This window comes from Halococcus sp. AFM35 (assembly GCF_051195015.1).
Classification (GTDB): domain Archaea; phylum Halobacteriota; class Halobacteria; order Halobacteriales; family Halococcaceae; genus Halococcus.
Genome location: NZ_JBNTJU010000002.1, coordinates 64642 through 78625, shown reverse-complemented (window position 1 = coordinate 78625; position 13984 = coordinate 64642). Strand labels below are relative to the sequence as shown.

The following is a 13984-nucleotide window of genomic DNA, read 5'->3' as shown; positions in this document are numbered from 1 at the left end:
ATGAACGTCGTAGTGGGCATCGACGGAAGCGACGACGCCTTCGCCGTCTTCGAGCGCGCCATCAACCGAGCGCGCGAGGCCGGCGACGACCTCACGGTGGCGCTCGTCGCGGGCGTGCTCGACGACACGGCAGCGACCACGCGCCGCGTCCGCGAGACGCTCACCGACGCCGGAATCGATGGAACGGTCGAACACGTCGATGGCGAGGGTGAACTGGTCGAGCTAGCGGACAACGGGCGGTTCGACAGACTCGTCGTCAGCGGCGGCGAGCGCACCCCGACCGGAAAGCTCTCGTTCAGTTCGACGACCGAGTTCGTCCTCATGAACGCCGATACGTCGGTGACGCTCGCCCGATGACCCGACCCTATCCCGACGAGCGCGCCGGCGACTTCGAGCGTCCGCCAATCGCGTTCACCGATGCCCACGACCGCGACATCGAGATCGGTGTGTACACCGACGACGACCGCGCGGCGCTGGTCGAGATGTACGTCTCCTTCGACCCCGCGGACCGCGCTCAGGGCATCCCGCCGGCCGAACGCGGCGCAATCGAGGAGTGGCTCGACACCATCCTGGAGAGCAGTCACAACGTCGTCGCCACCCACGGCGAGAAGTGTGTCGGCCACGCGACGCTCGTCCCCGACGGCGACGATGCCCACGAACTCGCCATCTTCGTCCTCGACACCCACCAGCAGGCCGGCATCGGCTCGCGGCTGCTCGAAGGGTTGTTGGGCCACGCCGGAGCCGAGGGTGCAGAGCGCGTCTGGCTCACCGTCGAGCGCTGGAACGGGGCCGCAATCGCCCTCTACCGGAAGTTCGGCTTCGAGACCTGCGACACCGAAAGCTTCGAGATGGAGATGTCGCTGCGACTGTAACTCATATCTGAGACATGCAACCGCATGCCACAGCGTTAGGGTCGTCGGCCCCCTACCGGACACATGTCGCCGTACCAACGCTGTCCGTTCTGTGAGGCGGTCATCGAAATCGACTCGGACAGGCGCGATGCACTGAAGCGGCATATCCGGGCCGAACACAGCGAAAGCCGACCCGCACACGACCGGGCAGCCTGACTCAGACCGAAAGCACGGGCTGGGTCGCGTACTGGAGGACGTACTCGGCGGCGCGCCCGAGCGGTTCGTCGGGCTTGCCCGAGACCGGTTCGCGCGGGACGACGATGAAATCGACCGCGACGTCCTCGGCGGCGTCGAGCACCACGCTGCCCGGATGGCGGGTCTTCATCGTCGGCGAGAAGCCGTAAGCCGAGGAGTGGGTGAGGGGAACGGACTCTGGCGCGAGCGCGCGGGCTTCGTCGATGAACGCCTCGCTGGCGGCGGCGATGTCCTCGTCGCTGTCGCCGAAGGCGGCATCACGGGCGCGCTCCTCGTTGACGACGTAGAGCGCGTGGACGCCGGCGTCGTAGCGTTCGGCGATAGCGAGGGCGTATTCGACGGCACGCATGGATGCGTCGCTACCGTCGACTGGAGCGAGGACGGTCTCGACCGCGAGCGTCATGGAAGGCAATCACAGTCGGCACGCAAAAACCCACCGAGTGCAGCACGCGAGCTTTATCACATGGGAAACGAAATCGGACGTATGTTCGAGACCGTGGTCATCGCAACCGACGGCTCACAGAGCGCGGAGCGAGCAGTCATGGCCGCGCTCGACCTCGCCAACCGCTTCGACGCTGCCGTGCATGCGCTGTACGTCGTCGAGGAGGGCGACGTCGCCGCCGCACCCGAAGACGTCCGCGAGCACCTCCGAGAATCGCTCGAAGACAGCGGCGAGGCGGCCCTCGCAAACGTCCGGGAAGCCGACGGGAACGTGACGACGGCCGTCCGTGAAGGCCATCCCGCCGAGGAGATCCAGCGCTACGCCGCCGAGCACGACGCCGACCTCGTGGCGACGGGCACGCGCGGGCGACACGGCGAGTACCGCTTCGTCCTCGGCAGCGTCGCCGAGGCGCTCGTCAGGGATTCGCCGGTGCCGGTGCTCACCGTCCGCCAGCTCGAAACGGCAACGTGAATCGGGGAGTACTTCGGCGGCGGTAGCATTGGGAGGGCATGAACGACCGACTCATCGACGACGAGGAGCTTCCGCTGGCCCGGAAGTCGCTGCTGCCGGGTGCGGGGTTCTTCTCCCCCGACTCGTTCGACGCCGAGCGAGCCGAGCGCGAGACCCGTGACACCGTCACCGGTGCCGAACGGGTGGTCATCGCCGACCCCGACGCCGACGGGCTGGCCTGCGTGGCGCTGCTTCGCGAGGCGTTCGGCACTACTGTGCTCGTCCCGGCCGGCCCGCACGAGTTGAGCGACGCCATCGACCGCGTGGCCGACCACCTCGAACCGGATGCACGGGTGTTCGTCTGTGACCTCGTCCCCGACGATTTCCACTACATTGCCGGCCAGTTCGAGCGCCTTTCCGAGCGCGCCAGTATGGTGAGTTGGTTCGACCACCACCAGTGGGACGGGGAGGACATGGAGAAAGTACGCAATCACGCGCGCCTCGTCGTCGGCGAGTCCGACGAGGAGTGCTCGGCGGACGTCGCTCTCGGGGCGCTCGACTACGAGTTCGACCCCCGGTGGGCGGAACTCGCCGCCGTGACCCGCGACCACGACCTCTGGCTGCGCGAGGACCCGAGAAGCGACGACCTCGCGGATTTCGCCTACTGGGCCGACCCCGAGGAGTACGTCGGTGTCATCGCCGAGCACGGCGTGGACCTCCCCACCGAGGTCGAGGAGTATCTCGACGAGCGCCGCGTCGAGAAGGAGGCGCTCATCGAGCGGGCAGTCGAGCGAGCTGAATTCGAAGAGAGCGGCCCGTGGACCGTCGGCGTCACCTACGGGCGCTGTTCACAGAACGAGGTCTGTGAGGCCCTCCGCGAGGCGGGAGCCGACGCCGCCGTCGTGGTCAAGCCATCGGGAAGCGCCTCGATTCGCGGCTCCGAGGGCTTCGAGCGCTGCCACGAGGTCGCCGAACAGGTGAATGGGGGCGGGCATCCGAAAGCCGCCGGCTGCAAACCCGACATCTACGGCGACATGCTGGACTACGCCCACCACTGGACGACCCGCGGTGCGGTGACCAAACAGGTGATTCTCGAAACGTTCGGGCGGCTCGACGTGGAGTGAGTCGACCACCAACAGCTCGATTGCGTCGAGAGAGCGATGCGTCACGAGCGGTAGCACGGCAGAACAGCTATTACAGCAGCACACCAAGTACACCCCATGCCCATTGGCATCGACCGCTTCGAGGACGGCGAAGAACTCCGCGAGCGTCCCACTAGCGAACGCATCGTCCAGTTTCTCCTCGCTCACGACGAGCAGGCGTTCACGCGCGCCGAAATCGCCGAGGCGCTCGATATCGACCCGAACACCATCGGGACAAATCTCTCGCGGCTGAAGTCGCGCGAGTTGGTCCGCCATCGGGAGCCATACTGGGCCATCACCGACGACCGCGAGCGGGTGGCAAGCGCCTTCAGGGCATGCGCCGAGGACGCCTACTTGAACGAACTGCTCGGCGAGGAGAAGTGGAGCGAATGGGCAGACCACGCCGCGAGCGAGGCGGAACTCGAATCGGCACGCAGCGACGCGGACGACGGATGAACGACCGTTCGTTCCGGCGCGGTGCGGTCGTCTGGGGTCTCGACCCGTTCAAGAGTGCGGAGGACTCGGAACCGGAACGACCGTTTCTCGTGTTGAGCAACGAAACACACCCGTTCGCCGACCGCCAGTTCGCCGGTGTCGCGCTCTCGACCACCCGCCGAGACGAAGCGCTGGCACTCGACCCGGACGACTGGGCTGCCGGCGGACTGCCACGACGGTCGTACGCCTATCCGTGGCTGCTCGTGACCCGCGACCACGCCGACATCGCGTCGGTTATGGACGACTGCGGCCAGCCATCGTGGACACCGTATTCGAGCATCTCGTCGGCTATCTCTCGGCACGAAACAGCGATGAGCAAGAGTAATCGAATAGGCGCAACCGTTCGGTGAGCGATTAGTCGGCGTCGGTCGGCGTCGGCGGTGCGGTCCGTTTGTGTTCGTTCTCGCGGTAGAGTTCCCGGATGTGTTCGACGGTTTCGGGCGTCGTCTCGGCGATTTCGGCGGTCGCGGTGGTCGGCACGTCGCCGTCGATGGCGAGCGCGATGATGGCGTCGATGGTGTCGTACTCGACGCCGATCTCCTCCTCGTCGGTCTCGTAATCGACCATTCCCCCGGTCGGCGTCTTCTGGACGAGTTCTTCGTCGGCACCGAGGTCGGCGGCGAGCTGGCGGACCTGCTGTTTGTAGCAGTCACCGATTGGGTTACAGTCGACGCCGCCGTCGCCGTATTTCGTGACGTAGCCGAGCGCGAGCTCGACGCGGTTGCCGGTCCCGAGCACCAGTTTGTTCTCCCGGTTGGCGATGAGGTAGTTGACGGTCATCCGCACGCGTGCGCTCGTGTTGCCGATGTAACGGTTCTCCCAGCCGCCCTCGTCGCTCGCTCCCTCGTCGGTCTCGATGGCGAGGAACTCCTCGACCATCGGGTCGATACCGATGACGTCGTACTCGATGCCGAGGTCGCTGGCGACGCGCTCGGCGTCGCTCATGTTCTCGTCGCTGTTGATCTCACGGGGAAGCACGACCCCGTGAACGGCCTCCCGGCCGAGCGCCTCGACGGCGAGGTGGGCGACCGCGGTACTGTCGACGCCGCCCGAGAGACCGAGAACGACGCCGTCGGCGTCGTGGCGGTCGACCTGTTCCTGAATGAACGACGTGATGCGCTCGCGTTCGGCGGCGAGTTCGTCGCTCGAAAACCGCAGGTCGAGCGGTGCTATCTCCGCTTCGAGTTTGCTCTGTGGGTGCAGTTGTTCCACGGCCGTAAACGGCCGTCATCGTATATAAACTGTGGGATGCGCTACGGCCACGGCGAGTCAGGACGCGCTCGTGACCCAGCGCTCGGAGTAGACGCTACCGCACTCACAGACCGCGTAGGCGTGAATCACGTCACCCTCGGCGTAGATGCCGCCCACGTCCTCGTTTCGTTCCTCGGCGAAGGCGAAGACGAATCGGGGAGCGTGCTCGCCGGGGGTCGTGCTGTCGGTCACGGGGCAGTCCCCCTCGAAGGATTCGAGGTCGACCGCGCCCTCGGCGTCCATCGCCGCGCTCGCGAGTGTCATCGGGTCGACGCCGGTCGCACCCTCGAAGGCGCTCCGGCCGCGCTCGGCGTCCAAGACCAGCGAGACGCCGTTCCCGACTGCCTCACCGTGCTGGGAGAGCGTTCCGAGGTCCGAGACGGCCGACTCGGCGAAGAATAGGAGGACGTCCTCGGGCCGCTCGCCGTCGAGGAACTCGCGTCTGTCGGGGTTCATGGGCGAACTACGCACAGGCCGAACAAAAACCCGGGGATCAGCCATCGTCGAGGTCGCGGGCGATGGCCGCAAGTCCCTCATCGGGCGATTCGACGGCGTCGTAGACGACGCGCTCGCCGGGTTCGCGAACGCCGTAGAGGAAGCCGGATTCGACGGCGTCGACGAGCACGCTCCGGCCGTAGTCGATTTTCGACTCAGCGCGCCACGCTTCGAGGCGGTCTTCGCCATCGTGCTCGCGCGCGAGCCGGGGGTTGTCGTATGCGCCGGTGATCTCGACGCCCTCCTCGCGGCTGCGTTCGATGCGGCCGTGGTAGGTGTCGCCGTCGAGAACGAGGCGCACAGTAGTAAGTGGAAAGCGGTCGTCGGCCGGTAGTTCGAGCCGCGAGCGGGTGCGGCCGCGGCGGGCGAGCGTCGCGCGCACGGTCTCGACCGAGGGGTGGTCGCTCGGCAGCCGGTCGGTCACTCGTCGTCTTCGTCCGTGTCACCCTCGTCGAGCAGTTCGTCGACCGGCTGGTCGCCGCGGTCGGTGATGGTGGCGTTGATCTGCCTCGTGTCCTCGCCGACCTCGCGGCCGCGGACGGTGACGCGCTTTCGCTCGCCGTCACGGGTCGGATTGAAGCCCGTCCCGCCCGAGAGCAACACGGCGTTGAGTGCCGGGCCGGCGACGTCCTCGCGCATCGGGCGGCCGGCCGTATCCGAGCCGCCGGTGAGTTCGACCGTGTAGCCGTCGAGACCGACCGCGCCGCCATCGACCTCCTCGCCGATGGAGCGCCCGATGAAGCGGTTTGCGTCCTGTCCGTCGACCGCGCGCTGGTAGGCCGCCCCGTCCTCGGGGTCGGCAACGACGACCGTGAAATCAGCCATATCCGAGACAGTCGGTCGGCGTTCAAAAGCGTATTGAAAGCCCCACGGTCGAGCGACGCGAACGACGGGTGCGGGCAATGCATGACCAGCAGATTAATATTTACCCCGGATGCAGACGATAACCAATGACACGTCGAACGATTCTCATGGTTTTCATCGCCGCGCTCGTGGTGCTCGCCGGCTGTAGCTCGCTCTCACAGGACCCGCTCGAATCCGCGCCGGCAAACGGGACCGCGACGACGGAAACACCATCACCGACGGTGACGACCGCCATCGCAACGCCAGCACCGACGGCAACACGAACCGCGACATCCACAGAGACCCCGACAGCAACGCCGACGGCAACGCCAACGGAAACAGCGACCGAAACACCCACACCAACAGAGACACCGACCCCCACAGCAACGCCAACCGAGACGCCGACTGAAACACCAACGCCAACCGAAACACCAACGCCAACCGAAACAGCGACGCCGACCCCAACGGCGACGGAAACGCCAACCCCGACACCGACCCCGACAGCAACGCCGACCGACGAGCCGGCGGAAGCCGCGAGCGGTCCGGAGCCGCCGCTCGACGCCGAAAGCGTCGCCGACGGCCACGTCGAGGGACTCAGGGCCGCCGGGAGTTTCACCATCACGGACAGCGCGACAGTAGCAGGGTCCGCAGAGAGCGAGACGAACGACCGCAGTGGACGGGCTGACCTCGATGCGAACACCGCCCGGCTGGTCTCCCGGCCAACCGAGGAGGCGACCCGCCACACCTACGCCGAGGGGGCAACGGCCTACGAGAAGACGGTCTTCGACGAACTGGACCAGCCACAGTACGAGGTTTCCGAGCTCGGCCGGCCGCTCGCCGAGAGCCTGCTCACCGCCACCGAAATCGCCGAAACCGTTCGCGCGGTCGACTACGAGCGCTCGGGCAGCCTCACGCGCGACGGGCAGGAACTCGCCGTCTACGTCGCCAACGGCACCGACAGCCTCGACACGGAGGTCCTCTTCCGCGGCGAAGATATCTCCGAGTTCAGTTCGACGCTCGTCATCAACCCCGAGACGGGCGTCGTCCGAACGCTGAAAACCGAGCGCACCACCGACGCGCTGAGTGCCGACGGGTCGAACACCATCACGGAGACGCTCCGGTTCTCCGATATCGGATCGACCTCGGTCGACCAGCCCGGATGGGTCGACGACCTGAAGGAGCGCAACGGATAGGACCGACGGGCCGAAAGCCCGCAGACGCGAAGGGTGGCCAATGAACGTTGAGTTCCTCGGCGGCGCGCGCGAGGTCGGCCGGAGCGCGATGCTGATCAACGACGAACTACTGCTCGATTACGGCATGAAGAGCGGGACGCCGCCGGGCTATCCGGTCGGTTCTGTCGACCCCGAGGCGGTCGTCGTCTCGCACGGCCACCTCGACCACGTCGGCGCGGTGCCCGCGCTGCTATCGGGCGACGCACGCCCGACGGTCCACTGGACGCCACCGACGCGCGAACTCGCCATGACGCTCGCACGCGACACGCTCAAGCTCCACGGGGGAACCTACGGCTGTCCGTTCACCGAGACCGAACTCAATCGGCTCACGCAGGTCTCCGAAACCCACGGCTACGGTGAGTCGTTCGCGGCCGCCGGCCACGAGGTCATGCTGTACAACGCCGGCCACATCCCCGGCAGCGCACACGTCATCGTCGATGACGGCGAGACGCGACTGTGCTACACCGGCGATTTCCACACTGGCCATCCGGACCGCGGCCAGCGCCTCGTCGCGCCCTCGACTGCCCGACCCGACGCCGACGTCGTGGTCTGTGAGAGCACGTACTCCGACACCGAGCACGACCCCCGCGAGCGCGTCGAGGAACGCTTCGCCGAGGGAGTCAGACGGACCCTCTGGAACGGCGGGACGGTCGTCGTGCCGGCCTTCGCCATCGGTCGCACACAGGAACTGCTGCTGGTCTGTGCGGCCCACGGTATCGATTGCTACGTCGACGGGATGGGCAAGGAAGTGACGGAGATGTGCCGTCGCCATCCCGCGTTCGTCCGTGATGGGGATGCCCTCGACGACGCCGCAGGGCATGCCAGATTCGTCACCGGGCGCGACGGGCAGCGAAAGCGCATCGCCGATGAGAGCACGGCAATCATCACGACCAGCGGGATGCTCTCGGGCGGGCCGGCAATGACGTATATCCCCGAAATCCGGGCGAGTCCGACGAACCTGATCGCCATGACCGGCCATCAGGTCGCGGGCACGCCCGGCCGCGAACTCCTTGAGACTGGTCGCGCGGAAATCGACGGGCGCGTGATGGCCGTGAGCGCACGGGTCGAGGCGTACGACTTCTCGGCTCACGCCGACCGCCGTGGCTTGCTCGCCTATCTCGATGCCTACCGCGATGCCGAAGTGCTCTGTGTCCACGGTGACCGCTGTCCGGCCTTCGCCGCCGACCTCCGAGAGAGGAGTTTCGACGCGAGCGCGCCCGAACGCGGCGAGCGGGTCGAACTCTGAGCCTTACGCCGCGTCGAGACCGTAGCGCACCCCGGTCAGCTCCGCCGAGACCTCCCAGAGCCGTTTCGCGGTCGCTTCGTCATACGACCGGTCGCTGGAGCGCTGTTTTTCCGGGTGGCCGCGCATCTGCTGAAAGCCACCCGGGCCGACGTACTCCCCACCCTCGATGTCGGGAGCCGTCGCGGCATAGAGCATGGGGAGCGCGCCGGTCTCGGCGTCCTGTGCGAGGGCGGCGTTCGCGGCTTGCATCCCCCACAGCCGCAGCGTCGAGTCTTCCTGTTCGGGACCGCGTTGCTGGAGGTTCGTGGCTGCATAGCCCGGATGGCAGGCGACGCTCGCCACGTCCTCGACGCCCGCAGCCCGGAGTCTGCGCTGGAGTTCGTAGGCGAAGAGGACGTTCGCGAGCTTGCTCTGGCCGTAAGCGTCCCATTTGTCATACGACTGCTCGCCCTGGAGGTCGTCGAAGTCGATCTCACCGCTCTCGTGGAGACCGCTCGACTGGGTGACGACGCGGCTCTCGCCGTCAGTTGCGCGTAGCTCGTCGAGCAACAGACCCGTGAGCGCGAAGTGACCCAGATGGTTGACGCCGAACTGGGTCTCGAAACCCTGTTCGGTCTCCGTTCGAGGGATGGCCATCACGCCGGCGTTGTTACAGAGGACGTGGAGTTCGTCGTGGGTGTCCCTGAAGTTCGCGGCGAATTCCTGCACCGAGGCGAGGTCCGCGAGGTCGAGTTCGATGACCGTCAGCCGCGTCTCGGGAGCTTCTTCCCGGATTTTCTCGCCCGCTTCGACACCGCGCTCGACGCTCCGGCAGGCCAGCACGACGTTCGCGCCGTGGGTGGCGAACGTCTTCGCGGCCTCGTAGCCCAGCCCGCTGTTCGCGCCGGTAACCACTACTGTTTTGTCGCTCACATCACCCATTCGTTCCGCCCTCCAGTCGTCGTTCGTCGTCATGGGCGGTGTGCGGGCGGCCCGCGGAAAGCGGTTGGCGTTGCGGCGACGACCCCGCCACCAAACGTTTTGGTCGCTCTCGATGAGAAGGGAAGCATGGACGACCAACGGAACGGATTGGGCGAGAGTGAACGGGCGGCACTCCACGATCTCCAGCTCGGCATCGAACACCTCCATCGGGGCTACGGCCACCTGCTCACCTTCCATCACGCGGTCGGCCGCGCCATGAACCGCTTCGACGACGCGCGCGAGGAACTCCGCGAGAGCGGTCACGACGGACGGGCCGACGCGCTCCGCGACGACCTCCTCCCGGCGGGCGTCGTCGAGGGGATGTGGACCTACGAGGTCGTCGAGGCCTTCGCCGACGAGTTCCTCGACCCCGCGGCCGGGTTCGAGGCGGACATCCGCGAGGAGCTGGCCGACGGACAGCGCCACGTCACCGAACACCGCCAGCGACGAGCGTGGCGCGAGCGCAGTGAAAGGGACTGACGAGACCGATTCAGCCGTCGTCGGTTGCGGTCTCGACGTCGTCGGCGTGGTCTTCGAGCGCCGCGGCGACCGTGCGAGCCTGCGCGGGCGTGAGACCGACTTCGTCGGCGTGAGTGGGGAGGTGGTCGAGGTCGGTGTTGTCGAGTTCGAGCTGGAGCTTCACTTCGTGGGGATTCTTCCGGTCGGAAGTCACGTTCAACACCGCGAGCGCGTCTTCCTCGAAATCGTGGCCCTCCGCCCGGCCGTCGAGGAGGTCGAGCGTCGTGTAAGCGTTGACCTTCAGAATGCGGTCGCTCATGTGTGTTGCTGGGGAGGGGAGAACTTAATCGCCATCCTCCACAGCCCGGACGACGCTCAGTCGTCCGCCGAAATCGGCGTGCCGTCGGCGCGGGCCGGCGTCGGTCGGTCGTCCATGTCGTCATCCTCGGCGTAAGGATACCACGTCATCTTCGTGTTGTGCATGAAGGGGTCCTCGTAGTCGGTCTCCTCGGGGTCGGCGAGCGCTTCGAGTTCCTCTTCGTCGCGCTCGGCGATGAACTCACGAAAGCTCTCGCTTCCCTCGGATTCGTCCTCGTAGGCGTCGAGGACGTTCGCGATGTAGCCCGGCACCTCGTCGGCCGCGACCCGCATCGCGATCCAGTCGGCGAAGTGGGGGTCCTCGCCGAGTCCACCGCCGAGACCGATATCGAACGCTTCGACCGGCTCGCCGTCCTTTCTGGTCTTCATCCCGCGCAGGCTGATATCGGCGATCTGGGGCTGGGCACACGAGGCGGTACAGCCCGAGAGGTGGATGTGGAAGTCCTCGATACCATCGGGTAGCTCGACGTTCTCCTTGAGCCAGCGGGCGTACCGGACCTGCCGGTTTTTCGTCTCGACAATCGACAGCGAGCAAAATTCCGTCCCGGTACAGGCAATCGACCCGCGCATGAACGCGTGCGGGTCGGGCGAGTAATCCTCCAGCAGCGGCTCCGAGCGGAGGTCGTCGAGGTTCTCCTCGGGCACGTCGGTGACGATGACGTTCTGGCGCTGGGTTAGCCGGACCTCGCCCGAACCATACTCGTCGGCGAGGGCAGCGAGTTCGCGGGTGTCTTCCGCGCCCATCCGACCGACCATGACGTTGAGTCCCACGTAGTAGTTGCCGTCGGGCTGCTCGTGGATGCCGACGTGGTCGCCGTGTTCGTCCTGTCGGCCCGCGTTGTAGGTGTAGTCCTCGCGGAGGTCCTCGCCCGCGGAGGGAAGCTCGTAGTCGACGTACTCCTCTTGAAGGACGTTCCGAATCTTCTCGGTGCCCCACTCGTCGACGAGAAACTTGATGCGGGCGTTGAATCGGTCGTTGCGGTCGCCGTAGTCCCGAAAGAGTGCGGACATCCCCGCTGAAACCTTCGGGGCGTCCTCGGGCGTGCAGAACACGTCGATGTCGCGGGCGAAGCGCGGCTCCTTCCGGGAGAGACCGCCACCGACGCGGACGTTGAAGCCCATCGTCTCCTCGCCGTCGACCTCCTTTTCGGCGGGTTCGAACGCGAGATCGTTGATGTCGCCCTGCCCACAGCCCTCGTCACAGCCCGTCACCGAGACCTTCCATTTGCGGGGGAGGTTCTCGTAGGCATCGTTGCCCTTGAACTCCTCGTGGAGTTCTTCGGCCACTGGCCACGCGTCGACGTGTTCGTGCTTGTCCTTGCCGGCGACCGGACAGCCGACGATGTTCCGCCACGAGTCGCCACAGGCCTGAATCGTCGACAATCCATTTGCTTCGAGCTTTGCGAAGATGTCGGGCACGTCTTCGATGCGAATCCAGTGGAGTTGAATCGACTGCCGGGTGGTCCAGTCACAGTACGCACCCCCGAACTCGGGGTTGTCGGCCGGACCACGGGCGTACTCGTCGGCGATGTCGGCGACGACTTCGAGCTGGCCGGGTTCCAGAATCCCGTTTGGCGTCCCGATGCGCATCATGAAGTAGCTCTCCTGGCCGTTGCGCTGGTGGTACAGCCCCCACCATTTGAAGCGCTCGAACCACGCGTCGTGTTCGTCGTCGGGAATCGACTCCCAGCCCTCCTCGGCGAACTCGAAGAGATGTTCGCGTATCTCTTCCCCATAGACTTCGTCTTTCCAGCCCTCGACGTTGCTCGGCATACACCATTCCAACGGCTACTGCCCTAAACCCTCTCCCGTGGCGTCAATCCTCCCCGCGTCTCGGTGAATGGGGAAATTATTGCCGAAAAGTTGCTACACGGGGTGGGCGAGGCGCGTGCGTCGTTGGGGGATGTGGACGCTTTCGGGCACGACAGGGTGGAACTCGCCGTCGAGCACGCGGCCGACGACGAGCCAGTCGGTGACGCCGCTCTCCCCGCAGGCGATGCACTGTCCCGCGATGCGCGCCTCGATGTCGCGAGTGTCGACGCCGACCTCGACGAACCCCTCGGCGAGGAAATCGGTCGTCTCGCAGCCACAGAAGTCCTGTCTGGCGAGCCACCAGAGGTCGCTCACGCTCATCTCGCGGCTGTCGTTGACGCTTATCCACGCTCCGGCGTCGAGCTGGTGGACATCGATTGGCACATCCATCCTTCCGACCGCAACCGTCTATGTCTGTCGCTCGCCAACCGCGATGGTCGTGATGACGGCCGATTTCGAAAAATCGCATGCCTGCGTCGGAATCGTTGTGTTGAACGTGTCGAAGCTATCGGAACAGGTTGCCGGTAGACGAGAGTCAGGGTAGCGCTTACGGGTGAGCGCGCGCTTATGCGGGACACTGCCCTATCGATGGTGATGTCAGACAACGACGGCGCACGCCAACACGTTTCGGCGGACGTCGCCCCGGAACTGTACGAGCCGGAGGACGAGCCATGAGTGAGACGGATACCACGGAGGAAGACCCGGCGACCGACCATCTCGACGACGTCGCGGACGGCTGTGGCTGCACCGAAATCTGGGAGCATCTCTCCGAACAGCGCGAAGCGGACGACGACTGAGCGTTGCGAACGCACAGCGGCGAGGCGCTTTTGTTCGTCGCCGTCCCGAATAGGGTATGACCCCCGACGACACGCCCGATGGGCTGACAGACCGCGAGTCACCGGTCGGTCAGCCGGTCGTCCGGGGCGACCCGACCTTCGCTGGCGAGCACGCCCAGCAGGCCGTCCAGTTCGACCCCGAAGACCCCGACAGCCTCGCGCGTGCCGCCGAGATCGTCGAGCGCTTCGCCGACGATTCGGTGGGCGCTGCCGACAGCGTCTACATGCTCCGCGGGGCCGCCGCGTGCGCAGCACTCGTCCGCGGCGAAGGCTCCTACAAGGCCGCTGCCGAACGGGCCGGCAGCGATGTGACGGTCTCGTTCATCCGCAAGTGGGCGCGTGTCCACGACCTCCCGCGAGCCATCCGCCAGTACGTCGCCACGGGCGAGATCGCCCCGACGGCGGCCAAACACATCGCCCGGGTCACCGACCAAGCGCGGTACCTCCTCGCGTGGGCGATGCTCGACGGCGACCTCACAGTACGAGACGTACGGTCGGTGGCGAGCGCCATCAACGCCGGAACCGCTCCCGAAGAAACACTCGCCGCCCACGGCGTGACCCTCGGCGAGATGACGCTCCACCTCCCACCCGAAACCTATACCGAACTCAGACGCCGGGCCGCGCGGGAGGGCGTCGACCCCGCAGCACTGGTCGCCGAAGCGCTCGACGAACAGTCGGCCGACCCTGCGCCCGCCGAACGGTACTGATTTAGGGTCGCCGCCCCGAACCGGGATGTGGGCTGGTAGCTCAGTTAGGCAGAGCGTCTGGCTTTTAACCAGACGGTCGGGGGTTCGAATCCCTCCCAGCCCGCTTTTGCGACGAGCGGTAGTGAGGGAT

21 protein-coding genes and 1 tRNA gene are annotated in these 13984 nt (G+C 66.3%); 13 read left to right on the top strand and 9 right to left on the bottom strand.

Features of this window, described 5'->3' with window-relative positions; translation table 11 throughout:
* The 3 genes from ACQUQO_RS02105 to ACQUQO_RS02095 all read left to right on the top strand — a co-directional run bounded on the left by ACQUQO_RS02105 (nucleotide 1) and on the right by ACQUQO_RS02095 (nucleotide 1067).
* Nucleotides 1-357, top strand: a complete 357-nt coding sequence (locus tag ACQUQO_RS02105) for a universal stress protein (protein ID WP_435076285.1) — start codon at nucleotides 1-3, stop codon at nucleotides 355-357.
* On the top strand, nucleotides 354-872 hold the full coding sequence (locus ACQUQO_RS02100) for a GNAT family N-acetyltransferase (protein ID WP_435076284.1): 519 nt from the start codon (nucleotides 354-356) through the stop codon (nucleotides 870-872). The genes ACQUQO_RS02105 and ACQUQO_RS02100 overlap by 4 nt, the downstream gene beginning before the upstream one ends.
* A gap of 63 nt (nucleotides 873-935) precedes the next feature.
* The gene (locus ACQUQO_RS02095) at nucleotides 936-1067 is read left to right on the top strand and encodes a hypothetical protein (RefSeq protein ID WP_435076283.1); all 132 of its coding nucleotides are present in this window, start codon (nucleotides 936-938) and stop codon (nucleotides 1065-1067) included.
* Between the two features lies 1 nt (nucleotide 1068).
* Here the strand turns inward: ACQUQO_RS02095 and ACQUQO_RS02090 are convergent, their stop codons facing one another.
* The gene (locus tag ACQUQO_RS02090; RefSeq protein ID WP_435076282.1) at nucleotides 1069-1509 is read right to left on the bottom strand and encodes a universal stress protein; all 441 of its coding nucleotides are present in this window, start codon (nucleotides 1507-1509) and stop codon (nucleotides 1069-1071) included.
* Between the two features lie 81 nt (nucleotides 1510-1590).
* Here ACQUQO_RS02090 and ACQUQO_RS02085 point away from each other — a divergent pair, with 81 nt between their 5' ends.
* The 4 genes from ACQUQO_RS02085 (at nucleotide 1591) to ACQUQO_RS02070 (ending at nucleotide 3985) form a co-directional block, all read left to right on the top strand.
* Complete coding sequence (locus ACQUQO_RS02085) at nucleotides 1591-2019, top strand: universal stress protein (RefSeq protein ID WP_435076281.1); 429 nt, start codon at nucleotides 1591-1593, stop codon at nucleotides 2017-2019.
* A 38-nt stretch (nucleotides 2020-2057) separates the two neighbouring features.
* Entirely contained in the window at nucleotides 2058-3122 is a 1065-nt protein-coding gene (locus ACQUQO_RS02080; RefSeq protein ID WP_435076280.1) for a DHH family phosphoesterase, read from the top strand.
* Between the two features lie 96 nt (nucleotides 3123-3218).
* The gene (locus ACQUQO_RS02075; protein WP_435076279.1) at nucleotides 3219-3596 is read left to right on the top strand and encodes a helix-turn-helix domain-containing protein; all 378 of its coding nucleotides are present in this window, start codon (nucleotides 3219-3221) and stop codon (nucleotides 3594-3596) included.
* Entirely contained in the window at nucleotides 3593-3985 is a 393-nt protein-coding gene (locus ACQUQO_RS02070; RefSeq protein ID WP_435076278.1) for a hypothetical protein, read from the top strand. Before ACQUQO_RS02075 ends, ACQUQO_RS02070 begins: the two co-directional genes overlap by 4 nt.
* A gap of 4 nt (nucleotides 3986-3989) precedes the next feature.
* On the opposite strand, the gene ACQUQO_RS02065 is transcribed toward ACQUQO_RS02070, so the two are convergent.
* Genes ACQUQO_RS02065 through ACQUQO_RS02050 form a run of 4 tightly spaced genes read right to left on the bottom strand, consistent with a single transcriptional unit; the run spans nucleotide 3990 to nucleotide 6206 of the window.
* Nucleotides 3990-4847, bottom strand: a complete 858-nt coding sequence (locus ACQUQO_RS02065) for an NAD+ synthase (RefSeq protein ID WP_435076277.1) — start codon at nucleotides 4845-4847, stop codon at nucleotides 3990-3992.
* Between the two features lie 57 nt (nucleotides 4848-4904).
* On the bottom strand, nucleotides 4905-5342 hold the full coding sequence (locus ACQUQO_RS02060; protein WP_435076276.1) for a DUF5807 family protein: 438 nt from the start codon (nucleotides 5340-5342) through the stop codon (nucleotides 4905-4907).
* A gap of 37 nt (nucleotides 5343-5379) precedes the next feature.
* A complete protein-coding gene (locus tag ACQUQO_RS02055; protein ID WP_435076275.1) occupies nucleotides 5380-5805 on the bottom strand; it encodes a DUF7112 family protein in 426 nt (141 codons plus the stop codon).
* Nucleotides 5802-6206, bottom strand: a complete 405-nt coding sequence (locus ACQUQO_RS02050) for a 30S ribosomal protein S6e (protein ID WP_435076274.1) — start codon at nucleotides 6204-6206, stop codon at nucleotides 5802-5804. Before ACQUQO_RS02050 ends, ACQUQO_RS02055 begins: the two co-directional genes overlap by 4 nt.
* Before the next feature lie 125 nt (nucleotides 6207-6331).
* On the opposite strand from ACQUQO_RS02050, the gene ACQUQO_RS02045 reads away from it, so the two are divergent.
* Both ACQUQO_RS02045 and ACQUQO_RS02040 read left to right on the top strand, forming a co-directional pair.
* The gene (locus tag ACQUQO_RS02045) at nucleotides 6332-7417 is read left to right on the top strand and encodes a DUF7537 family lipoprotein (protein ID WP_435076273.1); all 1086 of its coding nucleotides are present in this window, start codon (nucleotides 6332-6334) and stop codon (nucleotides 7415-7417) included.
* A 40-nt stretch (nucleotides 7418-7457) separates the two neighbouring features.
* The gene (locus tag ACQUQO_RS02040; protein WP_435076272.1) at nucleotides 7458-8702 is read left to right on the top strand and encodes an MBL fold metallo-hydrolase; all 1245 of its coding nucleotides are present in this window, start codon (nucleotides 7458-7460) and stop codon (nucleotides 8700-8702) included.
* A gap of 3 nt (nucleotides 8703-8705) precedes the next feature.
* Here ACQUQO_RS02040 and ACQUQO_RS02035 read toward each other — a convergent pair whose 3' ends face one another.
* The gene (locus tag ACQUQO_RS02035) at nucleotides 8706-9656 is read right to left on the bottom strand and encodes an oxidoreductase (RefSeq protein ID WP_435076271.1); all 951 of its coding nucleotides are present in this window, start codon (nucleotides 9654-9656) and stop codon (nucleotides 8706-8708) included.
* Between the two features lie 93 nt (nucleotides 9657-9749).
* Here ACQUQO_RS02035 and ACQUQO_RS02030 point away from each other — a divergent pair, with 93 nt between their 5' ends.
* Entirely contained in the window at nucleotides 9750-10142 is a 393-nt protein-coding gene (locus ACQUQO_RS02030) for a hypothetical protein (protein WP_435076270.1), read from the top strand.
* A 10-nt stretch (nucleotides 10143-10152) separates the two neighbouring features.
* Here ACQUQO_RS02030 and ACQUQO_RS02025 read toward each other — a convergent pair whose 3' ends face one another.
* The 3 genes from ACQUQO_RS02025 to ACQUQO_RS02015 all read right to left on the bottom strand — a co-directional run bounded on the left by ACQUQO_RS02025 (nucleotide 10153) and on the right by ACQUQO_RS02015 (nucleotide 12695).
* Nucleotides 10153-10440 (bottom strand): DUF6360 family protein, encoded by a 288-nt coding sequence (locus ACQUQO_RS02025; RefSeq protein ID WP_435076269.1) that lies wholly within the window; start codon nucleotides 10438-10440, stop codon nucleotides 10153-10155.
* 56 nt (nucleotides 10441-10496) lie between these two features.
* Nucleotides 10497-12272, bottom strand: a complete 1776-nt coding sequence (locus ACQUQO_RS02020; RefSeq protein ID WP_435076268.1) for a nitrite/sulfite reductase — start codon at nucleotides 12270-12272, stop codon at nucleotides 10497-10499.
* Nucleotides 12273-12365: 93 nt separating this feature from the next.
* Complete coding sequence (locus tag ACQUQO_RS02015; protein ID WP_435076267.1) at nucleotides 12366-12695, bottom strand: hypothetical protein; 330 nt, start codon at nucleotides 12693-12695, stop codon at nucleotides 12366-12368.
* Nucleotides 12696-12982: 287 nt separating this feature from the next.
* Here ACQUQO_RS02015 and ACQUQO_RS02010 point away from each other — a divergent pair, with 287 nt between their 5' ends.
* The 3 genes from ACQUQO_RS02010 (at nucleotide 12983) to ACQUQO_RS02000 (ending at nucleotide 13957) form a co-directional block, all read left to right on the top strand.
* Nucleotides 12983-13108 carry a hypothetical protein gene (locus ACQUQO_RS02010; RefSeq protein ID WP_435076266.1) on the top strand — a complete coding sequence of 42 codons (126 nt, stop codon included), beginning with the start codon at nucleotides 12983-12985 and terminating at the stop codon, nucleotides 13106-13108.
* A gap of 56 nt (nucleotides 13109-13164) precedes the next feature.
* Nucleotides 13165-13854 (top strand): DUF7119 family protein, encoded by a 690-nt coding sequence (locus ACQUQO_RS02005; protein ID WP_435076265.1) that lies wholly within the window; start codon nucleotides 13165-13167, stop codon nucleotides 13852-13854.
* A 29-nt stretch (nucleotides 13855-13883) separates the two neighbouring features.
* Nucleotides 13884-13957 (top strand) — tRNA-Lys (locus ACQUQO_RS02000).
* The last annotated feature ends 27 nt before the right edge of the window (nucleotides 13958-13984 follow it).

Excerpts from the sequence above, each read along its gene's own strand:
- ACQUQO_RS02105 (WP_435076285.1), top strand. The coding sequence starts at position 1 with ATGAACGTCGTAGTGGGCATCGACGGAAGCGACGACGCCTTCGCCGTC.
- ACQUQO_RS02100 (WP_435076284.1), top strand. The coding sequence starts at position 354 with ATGACCCGACCCTATCCCGACGAGCGCGCCGGCGACTTCGAGCGTCCG.
- ACQUQO_RS02095 (WP_435076283.1), top strand. The coding sequence starts at position 936 with ATGTCGCCGTACCAACGCTGTCCGTTCTGTGAGGCGGTCATCGAAATC.
- ACQUQO_RS02090 (WP_435076282.1), bottom strand. The coding sequence starts at position 1,509 with ATGACGCTCGCGGTCGAGACCGTCCTCGCTCCAGTCGACGGTAGCGAC.
- ACQUQO_RS02085 (WP_435076281.1), top strand. The coding sequence starts at position 1,591 with ATGTTCGAGACCGTGGTCATCGCAACCGACGGCTCACAGAGCGCGGAG.
- ACQUQO_RS02080 (WP_435076280.1), top strand. The coding sequence starts at position 2,058 with ATGAACGACCGACTCATCGACGACGAGGAGCTTCCGCTGGCCCGGAAG.
- ACQUQO_RS02075 (WP_435076279.1), top strand. The coding sequence starts at position 3,219 with ATGCCCATTGGCATCGACCGCTTCGAGGACGGCGAAGAACTCCGCGAG.
- ACQUQO_RS02070 (WP_435076278.1), top strand. The coding sequence starts at position 3,593 with ATGAACGACCGTTCGTTCCGGCGCGGTGCGGTCGTCTGGGGTCTCGAC.
- ACQUQO_RS02060 (WP_435076276.1), bottom strand. The coding sequence starts at position 5,342 with ATGAACCCCGACAGACGCGAGTTCCTCGACGGCGAGCGGCCCGAGGAC.
- ACQUQO_RS02050 (WP_435076274.1), bottom strand. The coding sequence starts at position 6,206 with ATGGCTGATTTCACGGTCGTCGTTGCCGACCCCGAGGACGGGGCGGCC.
- ACQUQO_RS02045 (WP_435076273.1), top strand. The coding sequence starts at position 6,332 with ATGACACGTCGAACGATTCTCATGGTTTTCATCGCCGCGCTCGTGGTG.
- ACQUQO_RS02040 (WP_435076272.1), top strand. The coding sequence starts at position 7,458 with ATGAACGTTGAGTTCCTCGGCGGCGCGCGCGAGGTCGGCCGGAGCGCG.
- ACQUQO_RS02035 (WP_435076271.1), bottom strand. The coding sequence starts at position 9,656 with ATGACGACGAACGACGACTGGAGGGCGGAACGAATGGGTGATGTGAGC.
- ACQUQO_RS02030 (WP_435076270.1), top strand. The coding sequence starts at position 9,750 with ATGGACGACCAACGGAACGGATTGGGCGAGAGTGAACGGGCGGCACTC.
- ACQUQO_RS02025 (WP_435076269.1), bottom strand. The coding sequence starts at position 10,440 with ATGAGCGACCGCATTCTGAAGGTCAACGCTTACACGACGCTCGACCTC.
- ACQUQO_RS02020 (WP_435076268.1), bottom strand. The coding sequence starts at position 12,272 with ATGCCGAGCAACGTCGAGGGCTGGAAAGACGAAGTCTATGGGGAAGAG.
- ACQUQO_RS02010 (WP_435076266.1), top strand. The coding sequence starts at position 12,983 with ATGAGTGAGACGGATACCACGGAGGAAGACCCGGCGACCGACCATCTC.
- ACQUQO_RS02005 (WP_435076265.1), top strand. The coding sequence starts at position 13,165 with ATGACCCCCGACGACACGCCCGATGGGCTGACAGACCGCGAGTCACCG.